Source organism: Bifidobacterium choladohabitans, assembly GCF_016102005.1.
In the GTDB taxonomy this organism is placed as follows: Bacteria; Actinomycetota; Actinomycetes; order Actinomycetales; family Bifidobacteriaceae; genus Bombiscardovia; species Bombiscardovia choladohabitans.
Genome location: NZ_JACFPL010000005.1, coordinates 1 through 24,498 on the forward strand (window position 1 = coordinate 1; position 24,498 = coordinate 24,498).

Annotated in this window: 21 protein-coding genes and 1 pseudogene; 10 read left to right on the forward strand and 12 right to left on the reverse strand. The window is 56.5% G+C overall.

What is annotated here, in order from left to right; translation table 11 throughout:
• Positions 1 to 483 precede the first annotated feature (483 nt).
• The gene (locus H3S97_RS07780; RefSeq protein ID WP_198220191.1) at positions 484 to 1,239 is read left to right on the forward strand and encodes a Sir2 family NAD-dependent protein deacetylase; all 756 of its coding nucleotides are present in this window, start codon (positions 484 to 486) and stop codon (positions 1,237 to 1,239) included.
• Positions 1,240 to 1,792: 553 nt separating this feature from the next.
• Here the strand turns inward: H3S97_RS07780 and H3S97_RS07785 are convergent.
• The 4 genes from H3S97_RS07785 to H3S97_RS08520 all read right to left on the reverse strand — a co-directional run bounded on the left by H3S97_RS07785 (position 1,793) and on the right by H3S97_RS08520 (position 4,377).
• Positions 1,793 to 2,395 (reverse strand): hypothetical protein, encoded by a 603-nt coding sequence (locus tag H3S97_RS07785; protein WP_198220192.1) that lies wholly within the window; start codon positions 2,393 to 2,395, stop codon positions 1,793 to 1,795.
• Entirely contained in the window at positions 2,392 to 2,664 is a 273-nt protein-coding gene (locus tag H3S97_RS07790; RefSeq protein ID WP_232356381.1) for a hypothetical protein, read from the reverse strand. The genes H3S97_RS07785 and H3S97_RS07790 overlap by 4 nt, the downstream gene beginning before the upstream one ends.
• Before the next feature lie 290 nt (positions 2,665 to 2,954).
• On the reverse strand, positions 2,955 to 3,401 hold the full coding sequence (locus tag H3S97_RS07795; protein WP_198220193.1) for a hypothetical protein: 447 nt from the start codon (positions 3,399 to 3,401) through the stop codon (positions 2,955 to 2,957).
• A gap of 13 nt (positions 3,402 to 3,414) precedes the next feature.
• On the reverse strand, positions 3,415 to 4,377 hold the full coding sequence (locus H3S97_RS08520) for an amidase domain-containing protein (protein WP_198220194.1): 963 nt from the start codon (positions 4,375 to 4,377) through the stop codon (positions 3,415 to 3,417).
• A 528-nt stretch (positions 4,378 to 4,905) separates the two neighbouring features.
• On the opposite strand from H3S97_RS08520, the gene H3S97_RS07805 reads away from it, so the two are divergent.
• The 3 genes and pseudogenes from H3S97_RS07805 to H3S97_RS08640 all read left to right on the forward strand — a co-directional run bounded on the left by H3S97_RS07805 (position 4,906) and on the right by H3S97_RS08640 (position 6,211).
• Positions 4,906 to 5,661, forward strand: coding sequence for a hypothetical protein (locus H3S97_RS07805; protein ID WP_198220195.1), 756 nt, complete (start codon positions 4,906 to 4,908; stop codon positions 5,659 to 5,661).
• A pseudogene (locus H3S97_RS08635) lies at positions 5,648 to 5,974 on the forward strand (recombinase family protein); the annotation flags it as partial. The gene H3S97_RS07805 and the pseudogene H3S97_RS08635, both read left to right, overlap by 14 nt.
• A gap of 21 nt (positions 5,975 to 5,995) precedes the next feature.
• On the forward strand, positions 5,996 to 6,211 hold the full coding sequence (locus H3S97_RS08640) for a helix-turn-helix domain-containing protein (RefSeq protein ID WP_456298293.1): 216 nt from the start codon (positions 5,996 to 5,998) through the stop codon (positions 6,209 to 6,211).
• A gap of 86 nt (positions 6,212 to 6,297) precedes the next feature.
• On the opposite strand, the gene H3S97_RS07815 is transcribed toward H3S97_RS08640, so the two are convergent.
• Positions 6,298 to 7,533, reverse strand: a complete 1,236-nt coding sequence (locus tag H3S97_RS07815; RefSeq protein ID WP_198220196.1) for a DUF4062 domain-containing protein — start codon at positions 7,531 to 7,533, stop codon at positions 6,298 to 6,300.
• A 114-nt stretch (positions 7,534 to 7,647) separates the two neighbouring features.
• On the opposite strand from H3S97_RS07815, the gene H3S97_RS07820 reads away from it, so the two are divergent.
• Entirely contained in the window at positions 7,648 to 8,361 is a 714-nt protein-coding gene (locus H3S97_RS07820; RefSeq protein ID WP_198220197.1) for a hypothetical protein, read from the forward strand.
• A gap of 142 nt (positions 8,362 to 8,503) precedes the next feature.
• Here the strand turns inward: H3S97_RS07820 and H3S97_RS07825 are convergent, their stop codons facing one another.
• Positions 8,504 to 8,800 (reverse strand): hypothetical protein, encoded by a 297-nt coding sequence (locus tag H3S97_RS07825; protein WP_198220198.1) that lies wholly within the window; start codon positions 8,798 to 8,800, stop codon positions 8,504 to 8,506.
• 1,050 nt (positions 8,801 to 9,850) lie between these two features.
• Here H3S97_RS07825 and H3S97_RS07835 point away from each other — a divergent pair.
• The 5 genes from H3S97_RS07835 (at position 9,851) to H3S97_RS07855 (ending at position 14,842) form a co-directional block, all read left to right on the forward strand.
• Complete coding sequence (locus tag H3S97_RS07835; protein ID WP_198220200.1) at positions 9,851 to 10,708, forward strand: ribbon-helix-helix protein, CopG family; 858 nt, start codon at positions 9,851 to 9,853, stop codon at positions 10,706 to 10,708.
• 473 nt (positions 10,709 to 11,181) lie between these two features.
• On the forward strand, positions 11,182 to 11,535 hold the full coding sequence (locus H3S97_RS07840) for a hypothetical protein (RefSeq protein ID WP_198220201.1): 354 nt from the start codon (positions 11,182 to 11,184) through the stop codon (positions 11,533 to 11,535).
• A 204-nt stretch (positions 11,536 to 11,739) separates the two neighbouring features.
• Positions 11,740 to 11,958, forward strand: a complete 219-nt coding sequence (locus H3S97_RS08615) for a lactococcin 972 family bacteriocin (RefSeq protein ID WP_408610438.1) — start codon at positions 11,740 to 11,742, stop codon at positions 11,956 to 11,958.
• A 189-nt stretch (positions 11,959 to 12,147) separates the two neighbouring features.
• Positions 12,148 to 14,145, forward strand: a complete 1,998-nt coding sequence (locus H3S97_RS07850; RefSeq protein WP_198220203.1) for a bacteriocin-associated integral membrane family protein — start codon at positions 12,148 to 12,150, stop codon at positions 14,143 to 14,145.
• Between the two features lie 25 nt (positions 14,146 to 14,170).
• Positions 14,171 to 14,842, forward strand: coding sequence for an ATP-binding cassette domain-containing protein (locus tag H3S97_RS07855; protein ID WP_198220204.1), 672 nt, complete (start codon positions 14,171 to 14,173; stop codon positions 14,840 to 14,842).
• A gap of 244 nt (positions 14,843 to 15,086) precedes the next feature.
• Here H3S97_RS07855 and ilvA read toward each other — a convergent pair whose 3' ends face one another.
• The 6 genes from ilvA to H3S97_RS07885 all read right to left on the reverse strand — a co-directional run bounded on the left by ilvA (position 15,087) and on the right by H3S97_RS07885 (position 24,292).
• Positions 15,087 to 16,352: a threonine ammonia-lyase gene (gene ilvA, locus H3S97_RS07860; RefSeq protein WP_198220205.1), complete on the reverse strand. Its 1,266-nt coding sequence runs from the start codon at positions 16,350 to 16,352 to the stop codon at positions 15,087 to 15,089.
• Between the two features lie 257 nt (positions 16,353 to 16,609).
• Entirely contained in the window at positions 16,610 to 19,180 is a 2,571-nt protein-coding gene (otsB, locus tag H3S97_RS07865) for a trehalose-phosphatase (RefSeq protein ID WP_332468278.1), read from the reverse strand.
• 57 nt (positions 19,181 to 19,237) lie between these two features.
• Positions 19,238 to 21,148: a glycoside hydrolase family 13 protein gene (locus H3S97_RS07870; protein ID WP_198220207.1), complete on the reverse strand. Its 1,911-nt coding sequence runs from the start codon at positions 21,146 to 21,148 to the stop codon at positions 19,238 to 19,240.
• A gap of 87 nt (positions 21,149 to 21,235) precedes the next feature.
• On the reverse strand, positions 21,236 to 22,135 hold the full coding sequence (locus H3S97_RS07875; protein ID WP_232356382.1) for a carbohydrate ABC transporter permease: 900 nt from the start codon (positions 22,133 to 22,135) through the stop codon (positions 21,236 to 21,238).
• Position 22,136: 1 nt separating this feature from the next.
• Positions 22,137 to 23,075, reverse strand: a complete 939-nt coding sequence (locus tag H3S97_RS07880; RefSeq protein WP_154313702.1) for a carbohydrate ABC transporter permease — start codon at positions 23,073 to 23,075, stop codon at positions 22,137 to 22,139.
• A 20-nt stretch (positions 23,076 to 23,095) separates the two neighbouring features.
• Positions 23,096 to 24,292 carry an ABC transporter substrate-binding protein gene (locus tag H3S97_RS07885; RefSeq protein WP_232356389.1) on the reverse strand — a complete coding sequence of 399 codons (1,197 nt, stop codon included), beginning with the start codon at positions 24,290 to 24,292 and terminating at the stop codon, positions 23,096 to 23,098.
• Positions 24,293 to 24,498 lie beyond the last annotated feature (206 nt).

Below are 24,498 nucleotides of genomic sequence, written 5' to 3' on the forward strand. Positions count from 1 at the left end.
AAACACGCTCTTGAGTTCTCAAACCACCACCACACCAACAGCTCCAAGCCCTCCGAAGAGTTCTCATCACTGCCGGGCAGCAAGAGATAAACTTACCACGAGCCAGCCAAAACGCAACTCGGCCCTTCCATAAACACCCTCAAAACAAGTAATAACAAGGCCTCAAACGGCGTGTCGTTACATGCTCCTTTCTGACTTTGAGTCTCGCGAAGATGGGCCTTCAGCCCACGGTCCCCGTTTCATGTACACATTTTATTCACAAGGCAATAATCAGGCCACAGCTGGGTCGGCGTGTCAGCATAGCCCTTTCGTGGTCGTTCTGAATTCTGGCCATAGGCAGCCATGTCCAGTGCGCGTTTCTCTTCTGCCCTCAAATGCCACTCATCCACAACTCACAGACGTCAATGTTGATATAGGTGCATATTCGCGCACCATGTCGGTCTTCGACTCATAGAATCTGTTAACAGATGGTAAGACGGGTGTATGAGCACAACAATTGCAGTACTGACCGGTGCGGGCATCTCGACTTCCGCCGGCATACCGGATTTCCGCGGGCCTGACGGGGTTTGGACCAAGCATCCTGATCAGATGAATGTTTATGACCTGGACCTGTTCATGAGCGACAAGAAGCAGCGGGAGTATTCATGGCGGTGGCAGAAGGAGTCGCCCGTCTGGAAGGCCCAGCCCGGAGTAGCCCACAAGGCACTGGCCAGGCTGGAGCAGGCAGGCATGCTGAACCTGCTGGCTACGCAGAACTTCGATGCCCTCCACGAGAAAGCCGGTAACTCCGAGGACGTCATCGTCAACCTTCACGGGACCATCGGCAGCTCCCATTGTATGAAGTGCGGCCAGGCATATCGGACGGCCGACATCATGGCCAAGCTTGATCAAGAGCCCGATCCACACTGCCACAAGCCCATGCCCTACCAGGGCAACATGCCATGCAACGGCATCATCAAGACTGACGTGGTCTACTTCGGCCAAGCCCTACCCGAGGGAGCCATGGAGAAGAGCATGAGACTGGCCAGCCAGGCCGATCAATTCTGGGTAATCGGCTCCACCTTGGAGGTGTATCCGGCGGCCTCGCTGGTGCCGGTGGCAGCCCAAGCAGGTGTGCCAATCACCATCATGAACATGGGTTCAACCCAGTATGATTCTCTGGCAACCCGACTCATCCACGAACCCATCGAAGAAGCACTGCCCAAACTCGTCGACAAAACCATCGCCGGACAGGGTTGATTCGCTGACTGCCCCGCGCAATTGCTGGAACCGATCTGCGATCTGCAGATTTCTGATGGGTCCTGCAAGAACCTGCGGGGTCCGCTATGGCAATCCTTGCGCCGTCTTCCGTCCCACCACAGGCGGGCTCCGCCTGTACCGGTCCCCTGTCAGCGTCGTTTTGGAACACCGGCACCCCTAACACGCGGATACTCTGCATCAGGTAGCGAACCCCTGCCCCAGAAGAAGGACAGCGAATCGACTCCGGAAGCCGAAGTCTTCCCGCCCGAGCAAAGCTATGATGCCCTGGACATGCCCTTATCAGCACCGATGAGGACTGGAACCAGATACCAATAGGGTCCATGAAATTCGAACAGGAATAATCGCGCTCCCCAGCTCCTCGGCATTCACTCGCCCCATCCTGTCTCTCCACCTATTCGCAGCACCAACAGAGTCAATCTGTGCTTCAAAAACACCCATAGTCACGCCGCAATGATCAGCAGACACCCCACAGATAGTCACCAAGTAGATTAAACGTGTAATAGCCGAGCTCAAACTCGCCTGAAAGACATGATCACGAGTACAAATTCATCAGGAAAAGCGCCGGCGCCTCTCGCCAGCGGAAGAAATCACCATTTAATGGTGACCGCAGCCGGCGAACCCGCTGGGCCATCATGGCGCACATGGCCGGCTGTGGCTTCCCTTGACAGCAGATGATCAAGCGGAGAAGTGCCGAATACCCCGGAATGATCATGCGTGGTCGCCATGATCCTGCAGGTTCGGCTTCAGTCCCGTTTCGTGCGCCGACAAGTTCAGTGTGGTGGGTTTCGGCGTTCCGCTGGACGAGCATGCGGAAGTATTCGCTGCGGTTCTTCAACCCCTCGCGCTTGATGGCGGCGGATACGTATTCGTCCATGGGTTCGCTCAAGCGCACGCTGTGCTGCACGCTCGGTTTCCTGCCCTGTTCGCGCTGCTTGAGCGATGGGCGCCCCATCAGGGTGGCGGACAGCTTCGTGGCGTCTGTGTCGGGGTCGAGCATGGCCTGGCTGATCCTCCCTGCTTCCTCGCCGCCCCATGCGGAGACCGGCAGCTTCGAGGGGGCCCGGTCGAGCCGGTCCATGCGGTTCTCGTATTCGCTTGCCCTCACGGTCGTGCGTCGTGTGTTCTTGTCGCTCATTGCCGTTTCCTTTCCGTCGTCGTCCTGTTCCCGCCCCGGCCGTCGGGCCAGCGGTGCCAGTAGTCGCGCCACAGTCCGCCCAGGTGCATGACGTGGAATACCCGCATGTCGGGCCCATCGGGGTGGATAAGCACTTCGAGCAGGTCGTCGTCCAATGCGCCTGGGTGCCTTTTGCACACGATGAGCGCTATCGGCGGATCCCCGAGCGTCGGCGGCGGCACGGACGGATCGTCCGGGTCGACGATCGCGGCCCATACCGGTTCGCCCATGGCCCTGAGCACCATAGCCTCGTCGAGGCAGTCCTAACCGAAATGCCGGTGCGCCGAATACGTGAACCTAATCGCCATACCACTCTTGTAATGCACTTTTACGACGATGGGAAGAGACTTCGTCCCCTTCTGCTGGGCGCGCTGCGGTGGATCGGCATGTAGTGCAATGCCATTTGTGACGGCCGGGGACGCAGGAATGGTAGCGGAATCATGGGAATATCGTATTTGAATAGTCGATATCTTGAATTGTTCTTAACCCAAAATAATGTGCTAACTAACTCTCTATGCTGCTATTCAAAATGATGACGAAATCCGGTGCTCATTAAATCAATATTGGTCAAGTGTTCCAGCGTAGAATTATGCAAAACGCTGTCGGCGTTGGAAACATGTACATAATCGTAAATCATCGCGCTAATCATAGGAATGCCCGTTGTCGGCGGGTTAGGCCGTGTGGCACAATCGATTATCTCCGGCCTTGTTCTGCAGTTAAAAGTTGGTAATGGCTGATTAATTTTTATCTTAGAATCAATTTCTTGGAATGTGCTATATGTTGATATCTCGTTTTCAGCTGTTTCTTCGTATAGGCGCAAATCCCATGAATACTGATCACTTTTAATCGCAAGACTCGCAAAACATAGTATCCATATTCCTATATAAATAATGCATGCCCGTAAACCGATACGGAACCATTTTCGTTGTATTACCGGTTTACGAACATGCGTTTTCAAACCAATCAAGCCTGCCTAAGCCTTACCATTCCGCTTTCCATTGCAGACCGGCCCATCTGGTCGTTTTTGGAGCATTTTTTACGGAATCCCTAAAGGGGTAGTCATGGCGTGGAGCGCTCTTTTGGCAAATAACTGGAGTTGAATTATAGCCATCATTGATGTATCCGACTACTACCATTACATGGTTGAAGGATCCATCATTGTCCCAATCGCCATAAATAAGACCGCCTTGACCAACCCGCCACGGGCTGTTCTCTTTGGTAAAAGCACCAGAAGAATCCTTCATATAATTATAGTTATGCTGTGCCGTTGACCAAGTATGCGAAGCCTTGGCTATACCGGCAAGATTCCATGTCCATACATGATCATCCCATATCTGCAGTGAATTGCCGAAGGTGGTTTTTAGACCTCCTGCATATATAGCTTGAGAAGCAAAATTAGCGCAGTTCCCGTTCTTTTCATCGTAGATAGGGAAGTCCGGATTCATCTTATTACCCGGAGCATCTTCAGTCCATTTTTCAGCATATTTGGACATCTTTATATAATTCAATCCCGCTCGATTCGCAAAGGGGTCTGACGATTCTCTTGTTTCAGCCGAGTTTGGAACTGATTGAGGAACATTAATCATATCCGGTGTTTCATCATTTTGTTCGTCTGGATATTGTATTTCATCACCGACAACGGTGTAGCCATCCGCATCATTGCCTTTTGTGAGTGCGATACTTATTGAATGAAGATCCGTTGCGGAGGAATCCAAATGGTTCCTGTTTTCACCAGCAATTGTAATTGTGGTACCGGCCTCTGGCACTAGTAGCATTTTAGTGGTAATTTCACTCAGTACCTGATAACCGGAGTCGGTTTTTTGAGTATCGATTAGCTTGGTTGTAGTGGATACATCTTTCAAAGATAATCCTGACTCTTTGTACGATGTAGAATTAATGCCATTCTTTTGCGCCAGCTGGTCTTCTTTATCATTGAAACGCACCCGAGCACCAGAATAGCTATTTTCAATTTTTTTACCATATCTAGTGACTATTGATTCCAGTTAGCTTGTGTCCAGGTTAGGTGTCTGCGCAGATGCTACTCCTGTAGTCAACGTTGAAAAAACTAATGCAAATGCCTATGTGATCAGGCGGCTGGAACAGAAAGAAACGGACCAGCCGAAGTCAGCAGACACAAATCCGCTGAAAACAAGCACGGATGTCAAAAATTCTGAAGAAGCATCAAACAAAGGATAAAATATAAATAGCATTTTAATATTAAAAACCACCGTTTTATACACAGTCGGCTTATCTTGCATATTCGAAGAAACGACGATGCCTATTCGTTGGTTTACTTGTTTTTTAATCTATATATGTTAATCGTGTGGAAAGATTATCAGCTTCGGGGGTAGGGCATGAACATGAAGCGAAAGAGTAAGGATGTGTGTGTACTTAGGCGAATCAAAGATTATATAAATTCGCTTACTAAGAAAAAACCGTCATATCGAACGCGCGAACAATTCGGAATTTTCGTGTTTCTGGCGACATCGGTCCTGTCCATGGTCGGTTGTGTCCATGTATTGCTAATGATTTTCGGAAAGGCTGATCCCGCCCATTTTGGCCTATGGTATCTATCTGCAATTTTGGTTGGCTTTTCCGGCCCGATGTATTTTTGCATTGGTGTAAGCGGACACTCAGCCTCTCCGCGTGAGCGGATTATAGGCAAGATGATAGCTTTTTTTATTGTTCACGCGGCATACTACCTTTGTATGATAGCTTCACTTTTGCAATTTGCTCCTAATCTTGTTCCTGCGAATGGGGTGCTGACAATGCCATATGTTTGTCTCTGGCTTCTTACTCTGGTTGAAGTTACGGCATTGTTGCTCTATATCCACGACATTTTTTCACATCTGGAGCGAACGCAGCCGAGCAGATGGTGGATCCGCACCACGCCTTATCCAGTCATAGGCGTGATCTTCCTGCTATTCGTCAATCTGTGGAACGATGATCACGGCAGGGGAGCGGATTATTCGCTGATCTTTTCTGTGGCTGTTTCCGTGCTGGCGGTCAACTATCTGATACAGATCATCAACGAGCGCATCGTCCCCAAGGAGGGCCCATACAAGAAGACCTATATGGCGGTCTATAACCGTTCGATTCATACTCGTCCGGCCTATCACCGCCCGCTGCCGAGGAGAGCGCATGCGCGGCGGCCGAAGCCGTCGTCGCCGTCGGCCGGCCGGGGGAGGGTGCATGCTGATCGGTTATGCGAGGGTGAGCACGCTTGAGCAGAACGAGGATCTGCAGACCGACGCGCTGAGGAAGGCGGGTTGCGGGAGGATCTATGTCGATCATTCTTCCAGTGCCAAGGCCAGCCGTCCCCAGTTGGACCGGATGCCGGAGGCGCTGCGCGAGGGCGACACGGTGGTGGTGTGGAAGCTGGACAGGCTGGGGCGCAGCGTGCAGAACCTGGTCGATCTGATGGACCGGTTCCATAAGCAGAGGGTGTGATTCCGCAGCCTGACCGAGAACATGGACACCAACACGCCTGGAGGGGTGCTGGTCTTCAACATCTTCTCCGCCCTGGCCCAGTTCGAGCGGGACCTGATCCGGGAACGCACCATGGCCGGCCTGACGGCGGCCAGGGCGCGCGGCAGGAAAGGAGGCCGCCCCTACAAGCTCTCCGACAAGGACGTCGCCATGATGCGCCAGCTGTACGATTCCAGGACCGTGACCGTCAAGGAGATAGCCGCCAGGTTCAACGTCAACCGAAGCACCATCTACAAGGCGATCGGACGGGCAGGGAAGAAGGAGGAGCGGGACCAGGCAAGCATCTGAAGGAACAGCGGCATCAGCGGAAGCGCCAGAGAACTATCCTTGTCCTTGCGGGGATGGTTCCTCATGCCCTGGCTGACTGGGCGGCTTTACCATTCCGGTTCAGGCCACTCTCCTCTGATCCAGCCGCGTAGCGTGTCTGTCTCTTTCACCCTGTCCACGGACTGGAGAACATCGCCGGCGATCTTCTCCGGGCTGGTATCGACAGCCCAGAATCTGACTATGCTGTCGCTTTCCACTTCCTTAGTGAATTCCATGAGCTGGTCGTGTTCGTCATCGTTTCGCCAGCGTCTCTCGGCGGGCAGATTCTCGGGGTGGTCGCACACGAAGGACAGCACCCTGACATCAGGGTTGGCTTTGGCCATCTCATACTCCTCATGCGTGTAGCTCCTGTCCCCGCGGGGGGTGAGGGTACCATACCTGCCGCCCAGGAGCAACACGTAGATGTCGGTGTCATTGAGCCTTTCGCGGATGTAGTCGAGCTGGCTGCTGTCGGAGGCCATGAAGTTCTCCATGCCGATCGGCATGAAGTCTTCCGTGGAATATAGCCTCCCCAGCACAGCCGCACGGATGTCCCTCATATCCTCGAAAGTCGAGCTGACGAACACCGTGTAATGCTTCCGCCCCGTCTGCCCAGCTTGCAGCATGCTCAGCTGAGGCACCTGGAGACCCTGCCCTCCGTCCAGTGAGCCTGTCTGCATTTCCTGTGAGTACTGGTCTGCATTGTCCACGCTAGGCGGATACTCCGGCGACAGTTGCGGGCGCTTGTGAAACATATCTGTAAATAGGTTAGTAAATAGATCTGTAGAGGAATCTGTACTTGCATTGGGCGTCACTGAAAAAAGGGGACTGTGTATGAACATGTATTCATTGAACGAACTCTCATTCGCTGGAATAATGACAGGAATCTGACTCAGCATGTCTAGGGCTTCATCAATGTGCTCCAGTGGAAAATACTTACTGTTGAGCAGCGTGTAACCAGTCTCGGCTCCAATGGATTCTCTGAAAGTGTCCAAATAATGGAGTACCTGCTTCAGGTAAAAGTAAAGCAGAGCATCGTCTCTTCCTATCGTTATTCCGATGTATCCATTGAAGTGGGCTAGCAGCGCACCCATCATCACCTGTACAGAGGACAGAAAACCGGCCAGCTCAGAAGGGTAAGCCAGCTCCTCTTCGAAACGTTCCTTCAGATCCAGACTGTCTTTCGGGACGTCGATAACTGGATTCACGGAATGAAGATACTCATCTAAGCCTTTATTGTTTTCTATAGTCTTGTTGTAGTCAGAAGCGATCTTGTCGATCCTGCGCCATGTTTCCGAGTCCATAGAAAAATCATAAGACCAAAAGACAAGATCCCCGGCTCTACTCGCCAATACACTCAGCCAATACCTCGAATAAAATTATGGAATCGAGGATGCAAGGAGGGAAGGAAGTCGGCCGTGAAGTTAGCAATTTCAACAGGTCTAAAACAATTCAGAGACAGCAAACTGGGCAGATTGACCAATAAGAAGGGAACTATCCGTGGAGCAGTATGGTCTGGAATCGTCTCTTTAATTATGTTTACCGTATTCGGACTATTCTATTTAACGGATTATCGCGGCTCAAGATCAAAAATCCCTGTGTTATCGATTACAATAACTCCTCTAGAATTTTTTGTATATGGCTTTCTATTATTTTCATGGATCTTCCCATCCGTGAAGGGGACAAAAGAGTGGAGGGACGCATACGGCATAAGTCTGTTCAAGACCCAACTTTTAATTTTACTGTCATTGTCCTATTGCCTATACCCGACTTACTTATTCAATATAAACTATCAAGATTTTTTCCATAATGTTGTTTTCACAGCCATGGTGCTGGTCGAAACAGTCGTGACTGTTTATGCCGGCTTTGACATACTCAATCTTAACAACCTACGCTGGTTTCTGAGAACCTGGCCGTACAGCGCAACGGGAATTCTTGTAATACAAACGTCTTTCCATCAAATGCAAAACACCCATCATAGCATATTTTTTGAAAACAATTCTCTGGCTAACGCTGTATTTTCTTTTGTCACTATAACTTATTTCGTCCAAGTCTTTAATGAACGATTCTGTAAGAAACAAGGAGACGAAAGCATAGAAACGTCACCGATTAATGAATACAAAGAACAATGAGAAACGCCGTGCCGCCCGCATGCTTCGGGGGGAGCCGGACGGCACGGCAAGGCCCAGCCTACAGCCTGGAGGCAAGACGCCAGGGCCCGGCTTGAGAAATGTGGATAACCGGCTGCGGGCCTTGCCGGGAGCCTGCGTCCGGTCACCAGCGGCGGACCCTGGACTGGAGCCTGGCGTAGATGGCCCGCCGGCTGGCATACCATTCCCTGGTCTGCCGGTCCTGCTCGCGGGTGACCCAGGCCAGATGCCCCGTGGACCGGCCTATATCGATCAGGCGCTCCTGCCGGCGCCGTTCGATCAGGGCATGCAGGTAGCGGCCCCTGGGGGAGTCCTCGTCGATCAGGGTCATCCGTCGGCCCGCCAGCAGCTGGCCGATGACGCTGTCGGCCACCTGCTCAGCCCTGGCCCTGCCCTCCGGAGACACTTCCTCGCCTGCCATGGCCCTTATCGTAAAGACGCGTGAGGCAGGACGTATGCTCATGAAAAAGGCCGAGCGTGATGTCGGGGCTCCCGCCCTGCACCCCGGCGACCTGGATCAGGTCGATCATCGGCTGCCGCACGTCCTATGGGACGCAAAAGGCCCGCCCCATAGGACGCTTGCCGAGCAACGGATTTGGCAGCTTTTGGCGTGCATAAAGCGGGAGCCTGCCGCAGCCAGGAGGAAAAACAGGACCAGGCCTGCGCGGGGATGGGCTGCCGGAACTCCGGAAGGACATATCAGGGTTTTCAGTCAAAGAATCCGAAGCCGAGGCGAATCATCGAGGATGGGTCCGCCACAGTAGGGCCGCGGCTGGAGGATCCAAGGAATACCCAGAGGAAAAGAGTGCGGCTTTTGACTATAGGTCATGAGTGTGGTGCCCTATGGATGAAGGGGGGGGGGGGAGCTCAAACGCTCAAGATGGCCAGAAGCGCCGGCGGGCATGGTGTATCGCCTGCCAGGAAATCGGCTATGCCGTCCTACATCATGCAGGCAAAGAGGAGATTCAGGATCGGAATGGGCTGGATGCCGTGGTTCTCGTCGGGCCCAGGCATCCTGGAGCGCTTGGAAAGGGCTGCATCGAGGTCATAGTCAAGGAAGCCGAGCACAGGGACTTCGTCGCCTTCCAAATCATGACCGTCACCGACGTGTGGCGCTATCTAATTGGGCAGCACAGGCACGACCGATAAACGGCCAGACAACACCAACCAATAATTTAAAAAAGCCATGTTATTGGGTACAGGAGAACAGCCATGAACGAATACGAGTACGAGCCTAAGACGGAACAAGAGCGCCGGCAGATGGAGAAGATGAACGCCAAGGCCGAGCGCGGGGAGCGCCTGGATGTCATACCAGGCTCCGTACGACGCAAGGATCCGAACCGCGGAGTGGATGAGGACGAGTTCTTCCGCGACCTCCAAGAGGAATTCGGCCAGATGCACCTGCACCGGGCCGAGGCCACCCGGCGAGGGCGGAGAGGGGCAGGCGTGCAGGAAGGGAAAGGAGCGCAAAATGGCCAAGCAAGTCACATCCGAGAACCAGGAGGACATCGATGCGCTGATCCGCGCAGCCGACCGGGGGGAGCTGATCCACCACCCGGAGGCCACCATCCGGCGGGATCACGGCGCCCCGCTGCCGACCGACGAGCAGGCCGCATCGCTCATGGCCCAGAGCCTGGCGAAGCTGGAGAAGCCAGAGGAACGGCGGGCCGAGGAACGGACCGCTCGACGCACCTGGAGGATCAGGGTGCCCGAGGACCTGGACGACAAGGCCGGCCGGCTGGCCAAGAAGGAGGGCATCCCCAAGTCGGCCATCATCCGCAAGGCCGTCGCCCGGTACGTCCAGGCCATGGCCGAGCAGCCGACAGAAGCCTGCCGGCCACCGCACCAGGACGCAAGGGCGCCCCACGGAATTTCAAACTTCATGGATTCCTGGGGGCGCCCTTCGTTCATGCGGTCATGCAACCGGCTGCGCGTAGGCGATCCCGCGAGGCATGCCCAGAACGGTCAGCCGGTTCTGAGCCATCCTGGTGGACAGATTCTCAACCTCCATGCACGGGGTACAAGCCTGCTGGAGCCGGCAGGAAAGAACAGAGCCGGGCGTGCGCACCGGAAGAACCGCCGCAGCCCGAAGCGAGTATGCCACCGTTATCCCGGAAAGGACCCGAAACCAGCTCATCATATCCATAAAACACCAGCAATCACATTCACCAAACATCACCACCCAAGCATCAGACCCACCAGCAATCACGAAACCACCATCAATCAACACACGCCAAGTGCACCAACCAGCGCAGACAGCAATCACGTCCAGACAAGCCACAATCAGGCCAAATTCAAGAGATGGACTTTGAATGCAAAACCCTCTTAGCCCTACTCGCAGTGATGCTAACGAGGGGCCCCTATATACCTATACTAGAAAGCTTGAGTTTTTGACTTTGATTTTGACGGTGGATAACTTCGCTTCGCGGTCATTGGGGAGACGCTCATCGAGAAGCTGTGCGAATAGATTAAGAGCGTGACAGGGGAACTGCAATCGCTACTGGACGAAACGAGGAGACATAGACGAGAACCCGAACCGGAGCAACGAGGCGGGCCTGAGCGCACGACTGCGCGAGACGAGGCAGGTGCTCGAGGAGCTCAGGAACTACCGGAGCGCGCAGATACAGCTCATCTCCAGCAGCCAGTTGAACCTCAAGGAGCAGTTGGAGGCGATAACTTCCACGACGGAACAGCCAACCAGATGCTGCTGACCAGCTTGCGCGATCAGAGGACTCAGGCGACAGACAAAACGAGGCCTCAAGAAAGGTCATCCTCTCTGGCTACAAGGCGTTCGAGAAGAGCGTGGAGCAACCGGCCAGCAGGAACGAAACACAGCTCAGGAAGATGCACGACGGGCAGCAGCACGTGAACGAGCGGGTCTCCAGGCTGCAGGGCGAGCAGATCGGACGGATGGGCGACCGGCTCGACCGGCAGCAGATCCGCAGCTGGCTGACCGCCACTATCCCCGCCAGTGTCATCAGCAGAGGCATTCTCTGCATGATTCCGCACTGCATCCACTACAACATCCCATGCTCGTGGTGTGAGTGCAACCAAGCAAACTGGTCTTGGGTGTGTTGTCCGAACTCCGGCAAGGGAATTGTTCCAGGAATGGTCAGCGTCATCGTACCGGTTCGGATTCCGCATCGGTGTCAGTGACATAAGAGTGGCCTCAATGTGTGAGAGGCTGGAATGGGTTAGCTGTATTTGATTTAGCTGTGTTTATGGAGTATAATGAGTGACGGTGGAAGGTTTTCACCATCATATTTGTTTTCAAAGGAGAAAACTATGAGGAAGTTTGGGAGAGTTGTTGCTTCATCAATGGTAGCTCTTGTCTTGTCGACTGGAATGGTGCCTGTCGCCATGGCAAGCGGCGCTGGTGGAGGCAGTTTTACTTGTGATAAGTCCGGGATTCCAGGTTGGGGGCATGTGACCTCGTCATATTTGCATCCGACCAAAAGCCATTATGCGACCGCGAAGGGTACTGGATACGTCACAATTCAAGCAGGAGGTAACAAATGGGCTGTCGCTAAGACTGGACGCGCTCTTAAAAACAATCAGTGCTACTGGGGTGTATATTAACTCACTTACGAGTATCAGGTATGCAATGCCGTGATGCCTGGTATCACTGAGTGAACGAGATGCTGACTGACTCCTATTTGCCGGCATGTGCCCGCAGGATTTCTCTTTGTTTTGGGTGGGTGAGGTGATTTGCGAATTCACTGGATTGAACGGTTGACGATTTGGGCTTCCTTGATTCTCACCATAGTGGTGACATTCGAGATGCTTATCACTATCGACCAGGAGCTTCCTGCGGGTACTGGTACCTCTTTCACCGTCGAGAGGGTTGATACCGCAACGAAGGCGGATGCAGTGCGTGCGATTGCTCAAGCATCAAGAAATTTAGGGATTAATGTCTTCAAGATCCAACCTTCATTTCGTGATTCAATGAAGTCTCGTGTTCTCGTGGCCTTTGTGGGTGACCAAAAGTCTTTTCAACGAAATGGAGGGTACGACTATCCTTCCTTTTCAACGCGTGACCAGTCAACGAAGGTAGTTTCTTTTGAAGAGATTACCACCCAGGACTTGCGCGGAAGCTATGCGACCAATGCGGATAGGTCGCATATGGAACAGCTCGCCAAGGCTTTGTCACGTTCCCGGATAGTGGTTGACGAATCACGAGGCCTTTGGATGAATGCGACGGTATACGCGTTAGGGAAGGGTGGCCTTTGGGCGGGAGTCGCTATCATCGCCATCACATTGGTGGTGTCCACCGCGTATTCCCTATCCAGGAACAGGAAGATACATGCGGTCAAGGCAATGCACGGTTATACCAGCGGAAGGATACTCGTCGGCGAGCTGGTTCCACTGCTCGCCACGCTCGCCGTGGGATTGATGACGATTGCCTTGGTGGGATTGCCTTTCCTCTGGCTTGTCAACGGCTTCCACCAGATTTGGCGACTCCTTCGAGCGCTGTTAATCGCCGTGACCGTATTGACGGCGTATCTTGTCTTCCTGGCGTTGGCTTTAGGTGGTGCCGGTACGTTCCGCGATCGAATACCCGCCGTTCTCAACGGAGAGGGCGACGAACTCCGCGATGGCATCATCGCGGGTTTTGCCCAGTTCATGGTGGTGGCTGTTCTCTTCGGCACCATCAGCGGGTCTCTGAATAGGATCAGTGCGGTACAGAGCACCAGCCGGTCCCTGGCACAGTGGTCTCGCATCTCGGATCAATATGTCCTGAGGTTATCACTCAACACCACACAGGAGGATGAGCTCCGGGAAGCGCCTCCCCTGATGAAAGTGATCGAGGATCTTGACAGCAGAGGGAAGGCGATGCTGGTCGGGTATAATAAATTTGGCTCCGATTATTACGATGATTCTTATGAACCGGACGGAGCCGATTCGATGATAGTGAGTCCGAACTATCTCGATAAACAACCCATTGCCGGACTTGATGGGAAACCGGTTAGAGTGGTTGGAAAAGATATCGGCGCTTTCACACTCCTAGTGCCTTCATCATATAAAGGGGACCCCAGGGCTTTGTTGAAGAAATACGCCGAACATTTCAAGGGAATGTGCCAAGAGGATGTTGCCCAGAAACAGAAACCAAATTCCTGCAACCCCCACGGCGTCTTGGTCCGCACACGTTCGGGCCAAGACATATCCCTCTTCTCGGGAACGCAGTTCATGCCTGCGGAAGATCAGCAGAAGCTGTCTTTGAAAGATCCAGTGGTAGCCGTCACATCCCCATCGTCGAGGTTGATCAGCCCCATGGGATACCTATCATACACATCAATGGATAGCGTATTGTTCTCTGATCCGGAACTCCTGCAAAGCAAGCTGGACCATTATGGAATCTCCGGATACTTCCAGGGTATTGATAACGCCAAGGACTCGGTGGTGTATACGTTGTCATTATCCCGGAACGAGCAACGTGGGGACATCATAGCCATATCGTTCGGTCTGGCCGCTGCCATGATGGCCATCCTTGTGTGCTCGGCCGCGTATTGTGCAAGGCGGCGCAGACTCTCCTTCGTCCAATTCATCCATGGATACGGGTTCTTCAAAAGACATGGAGGCTTTCTTGTCATGCAGAATACCGGGGTGCTGCTGGTCCTCATGGCAGTCGGCATTATCGGCTCGATGAACAAGGTTACGGATCTGGTGGCTGGAACATTGCTCTTCGCTGTATCCAGCCTCATCATGGCCATTACCGTATCGGTATACGAATCAAGGTTCCGTGCTGACGACATTAAACGCCCGTGAATCCACGGTGCGGAGGGAGATGCATATGACAGACGCAGGCAGGCAGCCGACATTGAAAGTCGAAGGACTTACCAAGAAATTTGCGGAACACACGTTATGGTCGAGACTGTCTTTCGACGCTGGACCTGGTTCCATAATCGCAGTGAGCGGGCCGTCCGGTGCAGGCAAGACGACCCTGCTCAACTGCATCGGCTTGTTGGAGGACTTCGATGAAGGATCGGTCACTTACAGCGAAGGGACATTCCGCTCCGGTTATTTGCATAAGAGCCGGAAGGGGCAGCGAGTGTGTCTTCGCGAAAACATAGGATTTCTATTCCAGAACTATGGTCTTGTCGAACAGTGGAACGTGTCGCATAACCTGCAGATTCCCCTCAAAATGAAGAAGCGCGAGCATCGCAAGGAACGGGACGAACGAATCGGCAGAGTACTTGACATCGTCGGGATGAATGGCTCACAGAAGAAAAAGATTTACACCCTATCGGGCGGGGAACAACAGAGAATCGCCCTCGCTAGGCTCCTGCTCAAACAGCCGAATGTCATTCTTGCAGACGAGCCGACATCTGCGCTGGATCAGGACAACGCCAACGTCGTAATACGCATACTGTGCGAACTTGCCCAACAAGGCGCTGCCGTCATCATCTCAACACACAATGAGGAAATAAAGCAAATCTGTTCATCGATTATCGAAATAGGCTGATACACCCACGTCCTCCACCCGCAGACTGTGACGACTCCGGGGAAGGGACTCCGACTGTGATGAGACGCAAGGCAGCACGAGAATCGCCATAGATTGGTCCTTCAAGAACCAGCAGGGCCCATCATCCAGGCCCAGCAAAGGCATCGGCGATTCCGACTGTTCTCTCGGCGATGATCATTGTCCATCACTGTCCCCGAACATCGGGTGCCAGGCACGGACACCGGATCCAATCGGGACATAGTGCTCAGTAGTTCTGATGGACCTGGAAGCCTCGACTGCGCAAGGTATCCAGGATCTGGGTGATGTGATCGGGGCCGTTGGTCTCCACAGTCACTTCCAAGAGCACGCCGTTGTCATAGTGGCCGGAGGATTTGAACTGATCGTGGTTGAGCTCGATCACATTGGCACGCAGGTCGGCCAGGACCGTAGCCACCTTGACCAGCTGGCCAGGTACGTCGGGCAACTCCACGCCGAACTGCATGATGCGTCCGCGGGAAATCATTCCCCGCTGGATGACCGCACCCATGGTGACCGTGTCGATGTTGCCGCCCGAGATGATGGGGACGATCACATGCGGCCCCGGGGCCGACCGGAAGACCTCGGACTGCAGATCCAACTGGCCCAGCGCAGCAAGAGAGACGGCGCCAGCTGCTTCGACCACCAGTTTGTGCTTCTCCAGCATGAATAGGATCATCTCGGAGATGTCGCTTTCGGTTACCTGGACCAGATCATCCATATAGCGGCTGAGCAGGGCGTAGTTCAGATCGCCGGGACGCCTGACGGCCACGCCCTCGGCGGCCGTACGCATCTGATCCGCTGAGACCACATGACCAGCTGTCAGGGATTCACGCCAGGCCGGAGATCCGACTGGGGTGGCTCCAATGACTCTGACCTCAGGCTTAAAGGTCTTTATGGCGAGCGCAACGCCAGCGCCCAGCCCGCCCCCACCCAGGGGAACCACGATATCGGTGACATCGGGCACGTCCTGAAGAATCTCCATGGCGATGGTCCCCTGGCCGCAGACGACCTCGTAGTCGTCAAAGGGCGGAACGAAGGTCATGCCGCGATCGCGTGCCAGCCCCAAGGCATAATCAGAACTTTCATCGAAGACCTCACCCTGCAGGACAACCTCGGCACCATAGGCCCGAGTGGCATCGACCTTGAGCGGCGGCGTGATTCGGGGCATGACGATGGTGGCCTTCGCGCCCCGGCTGCGTGCGGCAAAAGCCACCCCCTGGGCATGATTGCCAGCGGAAGCGGTGACGATGCCGCGGTCCAGCTCGTCCTGATTCAGCGAGGCCACCTTGTTGTAAGCTCCGCGAATCTTGAAAGATCCGGTCAGCTGCAGATTCTCCGGCTTGAGCAGAACGCGATGGCCTATCCGAGCACCCAGGTCATTGGATTCCTCGATAAGGGTGTGGCGGGCTACACCTTCCAGACGTTGGGCGGCTTTGCGCAGATCAGCGGCGTGATCGGCCTGAAGACAGGCGGTGATTGTTGAAGTATCCATGCTCCAAGTATGGTCGGCCGGACCCGACCAATGGGGTCAGCCGTCAACATGGTGGACACCCAAACTTATCGAAAAACCAAAACCTGCGGGCAATCGGACGTCTGGGCACCCGAAGACCGGACAAGCATGAGAGCAGACCTGAAACAACCAGACCGATAACCAAGCCAGCCACCAGCCCGCCCGTGAACTTGACGGACTTCACGAGCGGTCACCGGTAGTGGCTAACAGTCGCAGGTGATGGCTTGCGGTCGTCTGCCTTACTTGTCGTCAGTGAGCTGGGCATGCGCCTCGTCGACCACGGTATGGTCGTCGCGGAAGTCGTGGGATGCCACGGGCTCATTGGAGTCACGGGCCACACCGGCACCCAGGTCGGCCAGCAGCAGAGTGACCGCGGTCGGATCGTTGACCCGCAGCCGGGCCTTGGTCTGGCCGGGCCCGACCTTGATGGTCCAGCCCTTATCGGGCATAACGGCGAACATGGTCTCGTCCGTTTCATCGTCGCCCAGGGCCATTATGAAGTCGTAGTCGCCGCTGTTGACGAAGGGCAGGATGGCCTGGCCCTTACTGGTGGCCACAGGGGTGACTTCGACGACCTTGGAATTTTCCATGATCATCAGCCCCAGGCCGACCACTACTCCGCGCAGACGACGGAGCAGATCCTGGCGCTCCTGGTCGGCCACCTGGGCATCGCTCATCCGGTAGTGCCAGGCCACCGCATCCGACTTGCTCTCCACGAAGGAGTGAGGAACCCTGGTGGCCGATTCATCCATGATGGGCCGGATCACCTTCTGCCAGGTATCGGAGTCGGGCAGGCCTTTCGCCCGCTGCCACTCCTCCGAGTCGCTGCCGGGCAGGTTGCGGTTCCAGGCGCCATGCTCGGCAATCAGCCCCACCGGCAGGTCGCCGAACCAATCCTGCATGATCTGATGGCTGCGGCCGGAGACCAGCAGGAAGTCCACATCGGGGTTGCTCCCCACCTGGGTCAGCAGACGACGGAGGGCCTGGGTGGGCTTGGCCCGCTCAGGACGGCGAACCAGCGGGGTCAGTGTCCCGTCATAGTCGCACAGGACCAGACGACGATGAGCACCGTCCCACTGACGGACGATGGCGTTGTGGTGATCCATACGCAGCCTCCTATCTGTCATGCCCGGAGCGGACACCTGCCGCAGGGAGTCGAGGAATGAGGTGCACCAGTTGGCTGCGGTGCGCACCTTGAGTCGGGCCTGCATGCGGATGTTGCGCCGCTTGGACTCCTCGGGGGTGATCTCCAGGGCGTTGTGGAGGGCCTCGCAGACCATGTCGATATCGTAGGGATTGACGATGAAGGCATCGGTCAGTTCGTCTGCCGCCCCGCACATGTCCGACAGGACCAGGGTGCCGTCGCGTCCGTCATGGCAGGCCAGGTATTCCTTGGCCACCAGGTTCATCCCGTCACGCAGGGGGGTGACCAGGGCTACATCGCCAGCCGTGTAGATGCCGCAGACCGGCTTGATGGACAGGGAGCGGGTGATGTAGTGGATGGGGGTCCAGGCCAGCAGGGAGTAGCGGCCGTTGATTTCGCCCACCAGCTGGTCCACCTGGGCCTTGAGCCGCTGATAGGACTCGACGACCTCCCGCGAGGGGGTGGCCAGCAGGTAGTAGGTGACATGGCCCACCCACTCAGGGTACTTGTCCAGCATGCGGCCGAAGGCCTGAAGCCGCTCGGGCAGACCCTTGGTGTAGTCCAGACGATCCACCGAGACGATGACCTTGTTGGACCGGCTGCCCACCGAGGAGGCCGCCTGCTTGGCCAGCGTGGACTCGGGGATGTCCTCCTTCATGTAGTGGCTCCACCAGTTGGCGTCCGATGCGGCGGCTTCGTTGGCCGCCACCCCTTCAGCCGTCACCGATGTGCGATAGCGATGACGGGGGGACTTGCCGCAGACCTCGTCGATCCCTCGCCGCATGGCCCGAGCCAGGCTGGAGTGGGCGGTACGCCGGTAGAGGTTGTAATCGATGCCGATGGGGAAGGCGTCGATGGCTGCTCTGTGGCCGTCAGGCATCTCGACCACGCCGTCCTGGTTGACCGGCAGTTCGGGCAGCAGCCTGTGCAACGAGGCCAGGAAGCTGGCGGAGAAGTCCACGGTATGGAAGCCGATCAGGTTGGCACCCAGGACGCCCTCCAGGATCTCGCGGCTCCAGGGCAGGGAGCGGAAGATCTCGGCACTGGGGAAGGGCACGTGCAGGAACCAGCCGATGGAGGCATCAGGATAGCGTTCGCGCAGCATCTTGGGCAGGAGCATCAGGTGGTAATCCTGGACCCAGATGGTGTCGCCCTTGCGGATGAGCGGCTCCACCACCTGCGCGAAACGCATGTTGACCTTGCGGTACATCTCCCAGTCCTCCTGGCGGAAGACGGCCTCATGCGAGAAGTCATGGAAGAGCGGCCAGAGGGTGTTGTTGGAGAAGCCGGCGTAGTACCCGTTCAGCTCCTCCTTGCTCAGGAAGATAGGTATGCACCGGCTCTCCCGGTAGGCCTGCCGGATGCCGGCCAGCTCCTTTTCCGAGTACTTCTGAGGATCGATGCCGCTCCAGCCGATCCAGAGGCTGTCCTTATGGGAACGGTGGTAGGGGCCGATGGCTGTGGCCAGTCCGCCCACGTTCTGCCGCAAGGTGTAGGAGCCGTCATCCCGTGCCTGTAGTGACATTGGCAAACGGTTGGAGACGATGATCAGACGAGACATGCAACCCGCTTTCTTTTCCCGTCCGCGCCGGAATCGTCGGGATTGACCACGGCGCGGACCCATAGCCCCGGGACCCGGGGACCCAACCGGTCCGTACAGGCCCATCAGGGCATCGCTGACTTCCACTCTAGCCGGGAAAACGTGCCGACGGCGGGGTTTTCCTCAGAGTCGGTAGACGAAACCCTCCCAGGGGGACAGGCGGCCGGTCAGCAAGGAGCTGGCAGTCTGCTCGGGCCGGTAGGTGGATATGAGGATCCGGTCGGGGTCCACCGCTCCAAGGGCCATGGAGGTGAGCCCGGTCTGGTCCAGGCCCAGAAGCGCTGCGGTTTCAGGCGGCAGTGAGGCCGGGCGGCTGCTCAGGTTGACCACAACCAGCAGGCGCTGGCAGGGCAGGGCGTCCAGAACGCTGTCAGCTTCGGGTCCCGACTTGGGTTCCGGTGCCTGGTCCAGGGAACGGGTGAATGAGTAGATCTGGTCCGCATCCGGATCCAGAAGGGTGAAGTCACCGGCCGCCACGACCGGATTGGTGTGCCGCAGGCGGATCAGCTCCCGGTAGAAGGCCAGGACCGAATCCGGATCACGCTGCTCAGTCTTGGCATTGACCTTGTCCCTATTGGGGTTGACGGCCAGCCAGGGCTCCTTGGGGGCGTACGGAGCCGTGAAGCCTGCGAACCTGGTGGAATCCCACTGCATGGGGGTACGGGCATTGTCGCGGCTCATATAGGCCAGGGCGGCCATCATGGACTCCGGATCCTGCTCGTGCGCCTGGTCGACCCGCTGGTGGTAGAGGTTGATGGACTCCAGATCCTGGTATTGATCCAGGCTGGTGAAGCCGGCGTTGGTCATGCCCAGCTCCTCGCCCTGATAGATGTAAGGGGTCCCCCGGTGCATGTGCAGGAGGAGCCCCAGGGCCTTGGCCGAACGCGAGCGCAGCTCCTCGCTGGAGGTGTCGCCCCAACGGGAGACGATCCTGGGCTGGTCGTGGTTGTCGAAGTAGAGGCTGGCCCATCCGGCCTTGGCCACAGCCTGCTGCTGCTCGTCCATGGCCGTCTTGAGCCGGGAGACCTGGAAGGGGCGGATGTCCCACTTGCTGTCCCCCGTGTCAACCTCGGTCTGGGTGAAGAGGAAGAGCATGTCCAGCTCGTGGCTGGCGGGGTCGGTGATCTGCCCGCTGCGGGCAGGTGCCAGGCTGGGAGCCTCCCCCACGGTCAGGTAGCCCTGCCGGCCTTGGAAGACCTGGCTGCGCATCTGTCTGAGGAATTCGTCCAGCCTGGGGCCGTCCACGCAGAAGGGCACCGAGGACGAGTACCCCTCGGGCCCTACAGGACCGTCAGCGATGGCCGATCCATCCTCGCCAGGCAGACGCCCCTCGGAGTCGACGGTCTTGGAGATCATGACGATCACATCCATGCGGAACCCGTCGATACCCCGGTCCATCCACCAGTTCATCATGTCGAAGACGGCCTGCCGGACCCGGGGGTTCTCCCAGTTGAGGTCGGGTTGCTTCTTGGAAAACAGGTGCAGGTAGTATTCGCCGCGCTGCGGATCGTACTGCCAGGCGGAGCCTCCGAAGTAGGACCCCCATTGGTTGGGCTCTGCGCCCGGGGTGCCGGGTTCGTGGCCGGCCTTGGCGGGACGCCACCAGTACCAGTCGGCGTGCGGGTCGTCCTTGTTGCGGGAGGCCTGGAACCAGGCGTGTTCGTCCGAGGTGTGGTTGACCACCAGGTCCATGACCACCTTGATCCCCCGACGGTGGGCCTGGTCCAGAAGCTCGTCCATATCGTCCATGGTGCCGAAGATGGGGTCGATGTCCTGGTAATCGGCGATGTCATAGCCGTTGTCGTCCTGGGGGGACTTGTAGACCGGGCTCAGCCAGATCACGTCCACGCCCAGGTCGGCCAGGTAGTCCAGCCGTTGGGTGATGCCCGGCAGGTCGCCGTAGCCGTCGCCGTTGGTGTCCTGGAAGGACCGTGGATAGATCTGGTAGACCACCGCGTTGGCCCACCAGGGATTGGGGGTGGCTCCGTTGGTCCGTACCCGATCGGGCAGCTGCATGCGTTCTTTCTGGGTCATGGTCCTCCTCACGAAGATTGGATTCCTGGGACTTCCTTGTTCTGTGACCTCCACTATAGGCTGCCCTGACCGCCTGTCCTGGCGGGGCTATTTGACAGCTCCTCTCATAACGCCGCTGATGACCCACTTCTGTGCGAACAAGTAGACGATCAGGATGGGCGCCAGAGCCATCAGGTAGCTGGAGAAGGCCATCGGATAGTTGGTGGCGAACTGGGAGCTGAAGACATACTGCGCCAGAGGGATGGTCTGGCTGGTCTGATCCGTCAAAACGATCAACGGCATGAGGAAATCGTTCCAGGCCCAGAGAGCAGTGGTGATGGCGATGGTCGCATTGATCGGACCCATCAGAGGGAAGATGATGGTCCAGAATATCCTCCAGGTACCTGCGCCGTCCAGGCGGGCGGCCTCCTCAAGAGCGGTGGGGATGGATCGGATGAACCCCGTGGCGATGAAGAGGTTGGTGCCCAGGCCCAACACCACGTAGAGCAGGATCAGACCGGGCACGTTGTCCAGGTGCCAGCTGCCGAACTGCTTGGCGATGGGAAGCATGACCACGGGGAAGGGGACGAACATGGCCGCGATGAAGAAGTAGTAGAGGAAGCGGAAGAAGCGCTTGTCCATATTCCTGGCTACGGCATAGGCCACGAAGGTGTTGGTCAGCAGGGTGAGTGCCACTGCGCAGACCGTGACGATGGCCGAATTCAGCGCGGCCTTGGGATAGTTGACCTTGTTCCAGGCATCGGCGAAATTGTGCCACTGCCAGGAAGAGGGCAGGCTGAAGGTTCCGGCTTCCGCAGGGGTCTTCAGAGCCGTGACCACGGTGAAGTAGAGCGGCACAAGAATCGTCAGGGAGAGGACAGCCACGGTGGCCGTCAGCCACCAGTTGACCCTTTTGAGGCGTGATCCCGGGGATCCCAAATGCCGCCTTCCCCCTCTTCCTGCTGATTGTGCCGGTGTCTGCGGCTGCATAAGCGCTGTCTGTGCCATCTCAGATCTTCTCCCCTCTTCTGGAAATGCCCAGCTGGATGAACGCAATCACGGCCAGGACGATGAAGAACATGACCGCGTTGGCTGTCTGGTAGGCGTACTCGCCTCCGGTAAGGCCGCCCTTGTAGATGAGGTAGGTGACTGTTTCCGTCCTGGAATCAGGTCCTCCTGCGGTCAGGGCCACCACCTGATCGAAGGTGTTGAAGGCATTCTTCAGAGTCAACACCAGATTGATGGTGAAGAACGGGCCAATCAGGGGGAAGGTGACCCTCCAGAATTTCTGCCACTCGTTGGCGCCATCGATGGATGCGGCCTCATAGACCTCCGAGTCGATGGTCTGTAGACCCGCCAGATATATCAGGGTTGAATAAGCCACCGCCTGCCAGACCGAGAGGAAGACGATGGGGATCCATGCATAGTGCTCGCTGGTCAGCAGGGACTGGGAGAGCCAGCCGATGCCCAGGGCCTTGCCTAGAGCCGGCAGGGGCGTCATGAAGATGTATTTGAAGACATAGCCGATGACCAGAACCGAGAGCGTGTAGGGGATGAAATAGATGACCCGGAATCCGTTCTTGAAGGCGATCTTTCCATTCAGCGCCACCGAGATGAACAGGGCGATGAAATTGACCAACAGGGTGATCAGGATGGCGATCAACAGAGTGAACAGGTAGGCGTGGCCCACGCGGCCATCACGGAAGAGGGCGCCGTAATTCTTGAAGCCGATCCATGAGAAACGCCCGTATCCCTGGGAATTCGTAAAGGAGTAGGCCACACCCTGGAGGAAGGGCACATAGAGGAAGAGCGCAAAAATCAGAGCGGCGGGGACCGCCATCCAGTAGAAGGCGCGGTCCACCTTGCGGTTGGAGAACCTTGAAGGCCGCTTTCTGGCCTTGGCTGTTACGTCAGCAGTGTGGACGCCGACGGTCTTGGATTGTGCCATGTCTGAGTCCCTACCTTTCATCATTGGAAGTTCCTTGCTTGGACCTTGTCCCATTCGTTCTGCATGGAACCGATGAAGCCATCCACATCCCCCTTGGTGACCATGGTCTGCAGATAGCCGCCGATATTGATGGAAGAGGGGATGTAATGGTCGCAGAAGTCGGCCAAGCGGTTCTGTTGGAAGAAGGGAAGAACCCCGTTCAGGGCCGGATCGCCTGCCTCCACCTTTCTGGTCGGTGTGAAGGCCGTCTGGGCCTTTGCATACGTGCGCAGCTGCCGGGGCTGCATCAGATAACGGATCAGCCGCATGGCCTCCTTGGGATGCCTGGTGTTGGCGCCCATGGTCAGCATGACGTCGTCGCCAGCCGTCAGTATCTGCTGGGAGGGGGAATCATTGGCCGGCATCTGGGCGAATCCGAGGTCCACATCCGGATCGATCATCCTGATCTGCGGTATGGCGTATGTTCCCAGGGGAAGGATCGCCACCTTGCCCTTGGCCATATTCTGAGTGCCCTGCTGGTAGGTGACGCCCTTGTCACCGGTGGAATGGCTGAAGAGCTCGACCTCGCGCCGAGCCGGCTGTGTCCACAGGGTCTTGAAATCGGTTTTCCCGGCCAGAAGATCCCTGTACCTGCTCTCAGGGACCAGGGTCCCTGCCAGAGACGCCAAGGGAGCCTGGGCGGTCCAGGAATCGGAGAGAGTGCCCTGCACAGGTTCGATGCCCTGATCCCTGAACCTGTCCATGACTGCCGTGAACTCCGACCAAGTACGCGGCGGATTGTCAGGGTCGACCCCCGCCTTTCGCCAAAGCGTCTTGTTGTATATGTACCCGCTGGCGTTGCCTGCAAAGGGCAGACCATACAGGCGCTTGGCCGAAGGATCCTTGGTCTGGACCAGATTCCTGGCTATCGACACCATGCCCGGATTGAGCTCCTTGACCAGGGGATCGTCAGTGAAATCATGAAAGACCCCGGATGCCGCGAACATGCCGAAGCTGATGTCGCCGTTGAAGGTGATGACGTCGGGCACCCGGTTTTTAACCAGACGAGTGCGCAGATCCGTCTGGGCGTCGGCCGAATTGTTGATGTTCACCCGGATGTCAGGGTTCTGCTTCTCAAACTCTGCCACCATGGCCTTGAATTGGTCCGCAGCCTCGAACTTGAACTGGAAGAAGTCCAGGGTGACTACACCTGAACCTGCCGAGCCGCAGCCCGCCATGACCACGATGGTCAACAGAGCCAGGAGTGAGGCGACTCCGTTGCGGACCCAGGCCGATATTCGGCCAAGCCCGAATCCTTCCCTACTGCCGATATCCTTCATATTTGGCTCCTTTACCATCCGCACGGGCAGCAATGACCTAGATGCTTCTGCGGACCAGCATAAGGGGCCGGGATATTTCATTCCCAGTCCCGGCGAGTTCCTTT

Bases quoted from the DNA above. Each gene is read 5' to 3' on its own strand.
- H3S97_RS08615 (WP_408610438.1), top strand. From the start codon at position 11,740: ATGGCAAGCGGCGCTGGTGGAGGCAGTTTTACTTGTGATAAGTCCGGG.
- H3S97_RS07785 (WP_198220192.1), bottom strand. From the start codon at position 2,395: ATGAGCGACAAGAACACACGACGCACGACCGTGAGGGCAAGCGAATAC.
- H3S97_RS07825 (WP_198220198.1), bottom strand. From the start codon at position 8,800: ATGGCAGGCGAGGAAGTGTCTCCGGAGGGCAGGGCCAGGGCTGAGCAG.
- H3S97_RS07855 (WP_198220204.1), top strand. From the start codon at position 14,171: ATGACAGACGCAGGCAGGCAGCCGACATTGAAAGTCGAAGGACTTACC.
- H3S97_RS07790 (WP_232356381.1), bottom strand. From the start codon at position 2,664: ATGGGCGAACCGGTATGGGCCGCGATCGTCGACCCGGACGATCCGTCC.
- H3S97_RS07815 (WP_198220196.1), bottom strand. From the start codon at position 7,533: ATGGACTCGGAAACATGGCGCAGGATCGACAAGATCGCTTCTGACTAC.
- H3S97_RS08640 (WP_456298293.1), top strand. From the start codon at position 5,996: ATGGCCGGCCTGACGGCGGCCAGGGCGCGCGGCAGGAAAGGAGGCCGC.
- H3S97_RS07880 (WP_154313702.1), bottom strand. From the start codon at position 23,075: ATGGCACAATCCAAGACCGTCGGCGTCCACACTGCTGACGTAACAGCC.
- H3S97_RS07885 (WP_232356389.1), bottom strand. From the start codon at position 24,292: ATGGCGGGCTGCGGCTCGGCAGGTTCAGGTGTAGTCACCCTGGACTTC.
- otsB (WP_332468278.1), bottom strand. From the start codon at position 19,180: ATGGGCCTGTACGGACCGGTTGGGTCCCCGGGTCCCGGGGCTATGGGT.
- H3S97_RS07780 (WP_198220191.1), top strand. From the start codon at position 484: ATGAGCACAACAATTGCAGTACTGACCGGTGCGGGCATCTCGACTTCC.
- H3S97_RS07870 (WP_198220207.1), bottom strand. From the start codon at position 21,148: ATGACCCAGAAAGAACGCATGCAGCTGCCCGATCGGGTACGGACCAAC.
- H3S97_RS07875 (WP_232356382.1), bottom strand. From the start codon at position 22,135: ATGGCACAGACAGCGCTTATGCAGCCGCAGACACCGGCACAATCAGCA.
- ilvA (WP_198220205.1), bottom strand. From the start codon at position 16,352: ATGGATACTTCAACAATCACCGCCTGTCTTCAGGCCGATCACGCCGCT.
- H3S97_RS07835 (WP_198220200.1), top strand. From the start codon at position 9,851: ATGGCCAAGCAAGTCACATCCGAGAACCAGGAGGACATCGATGCGCTG.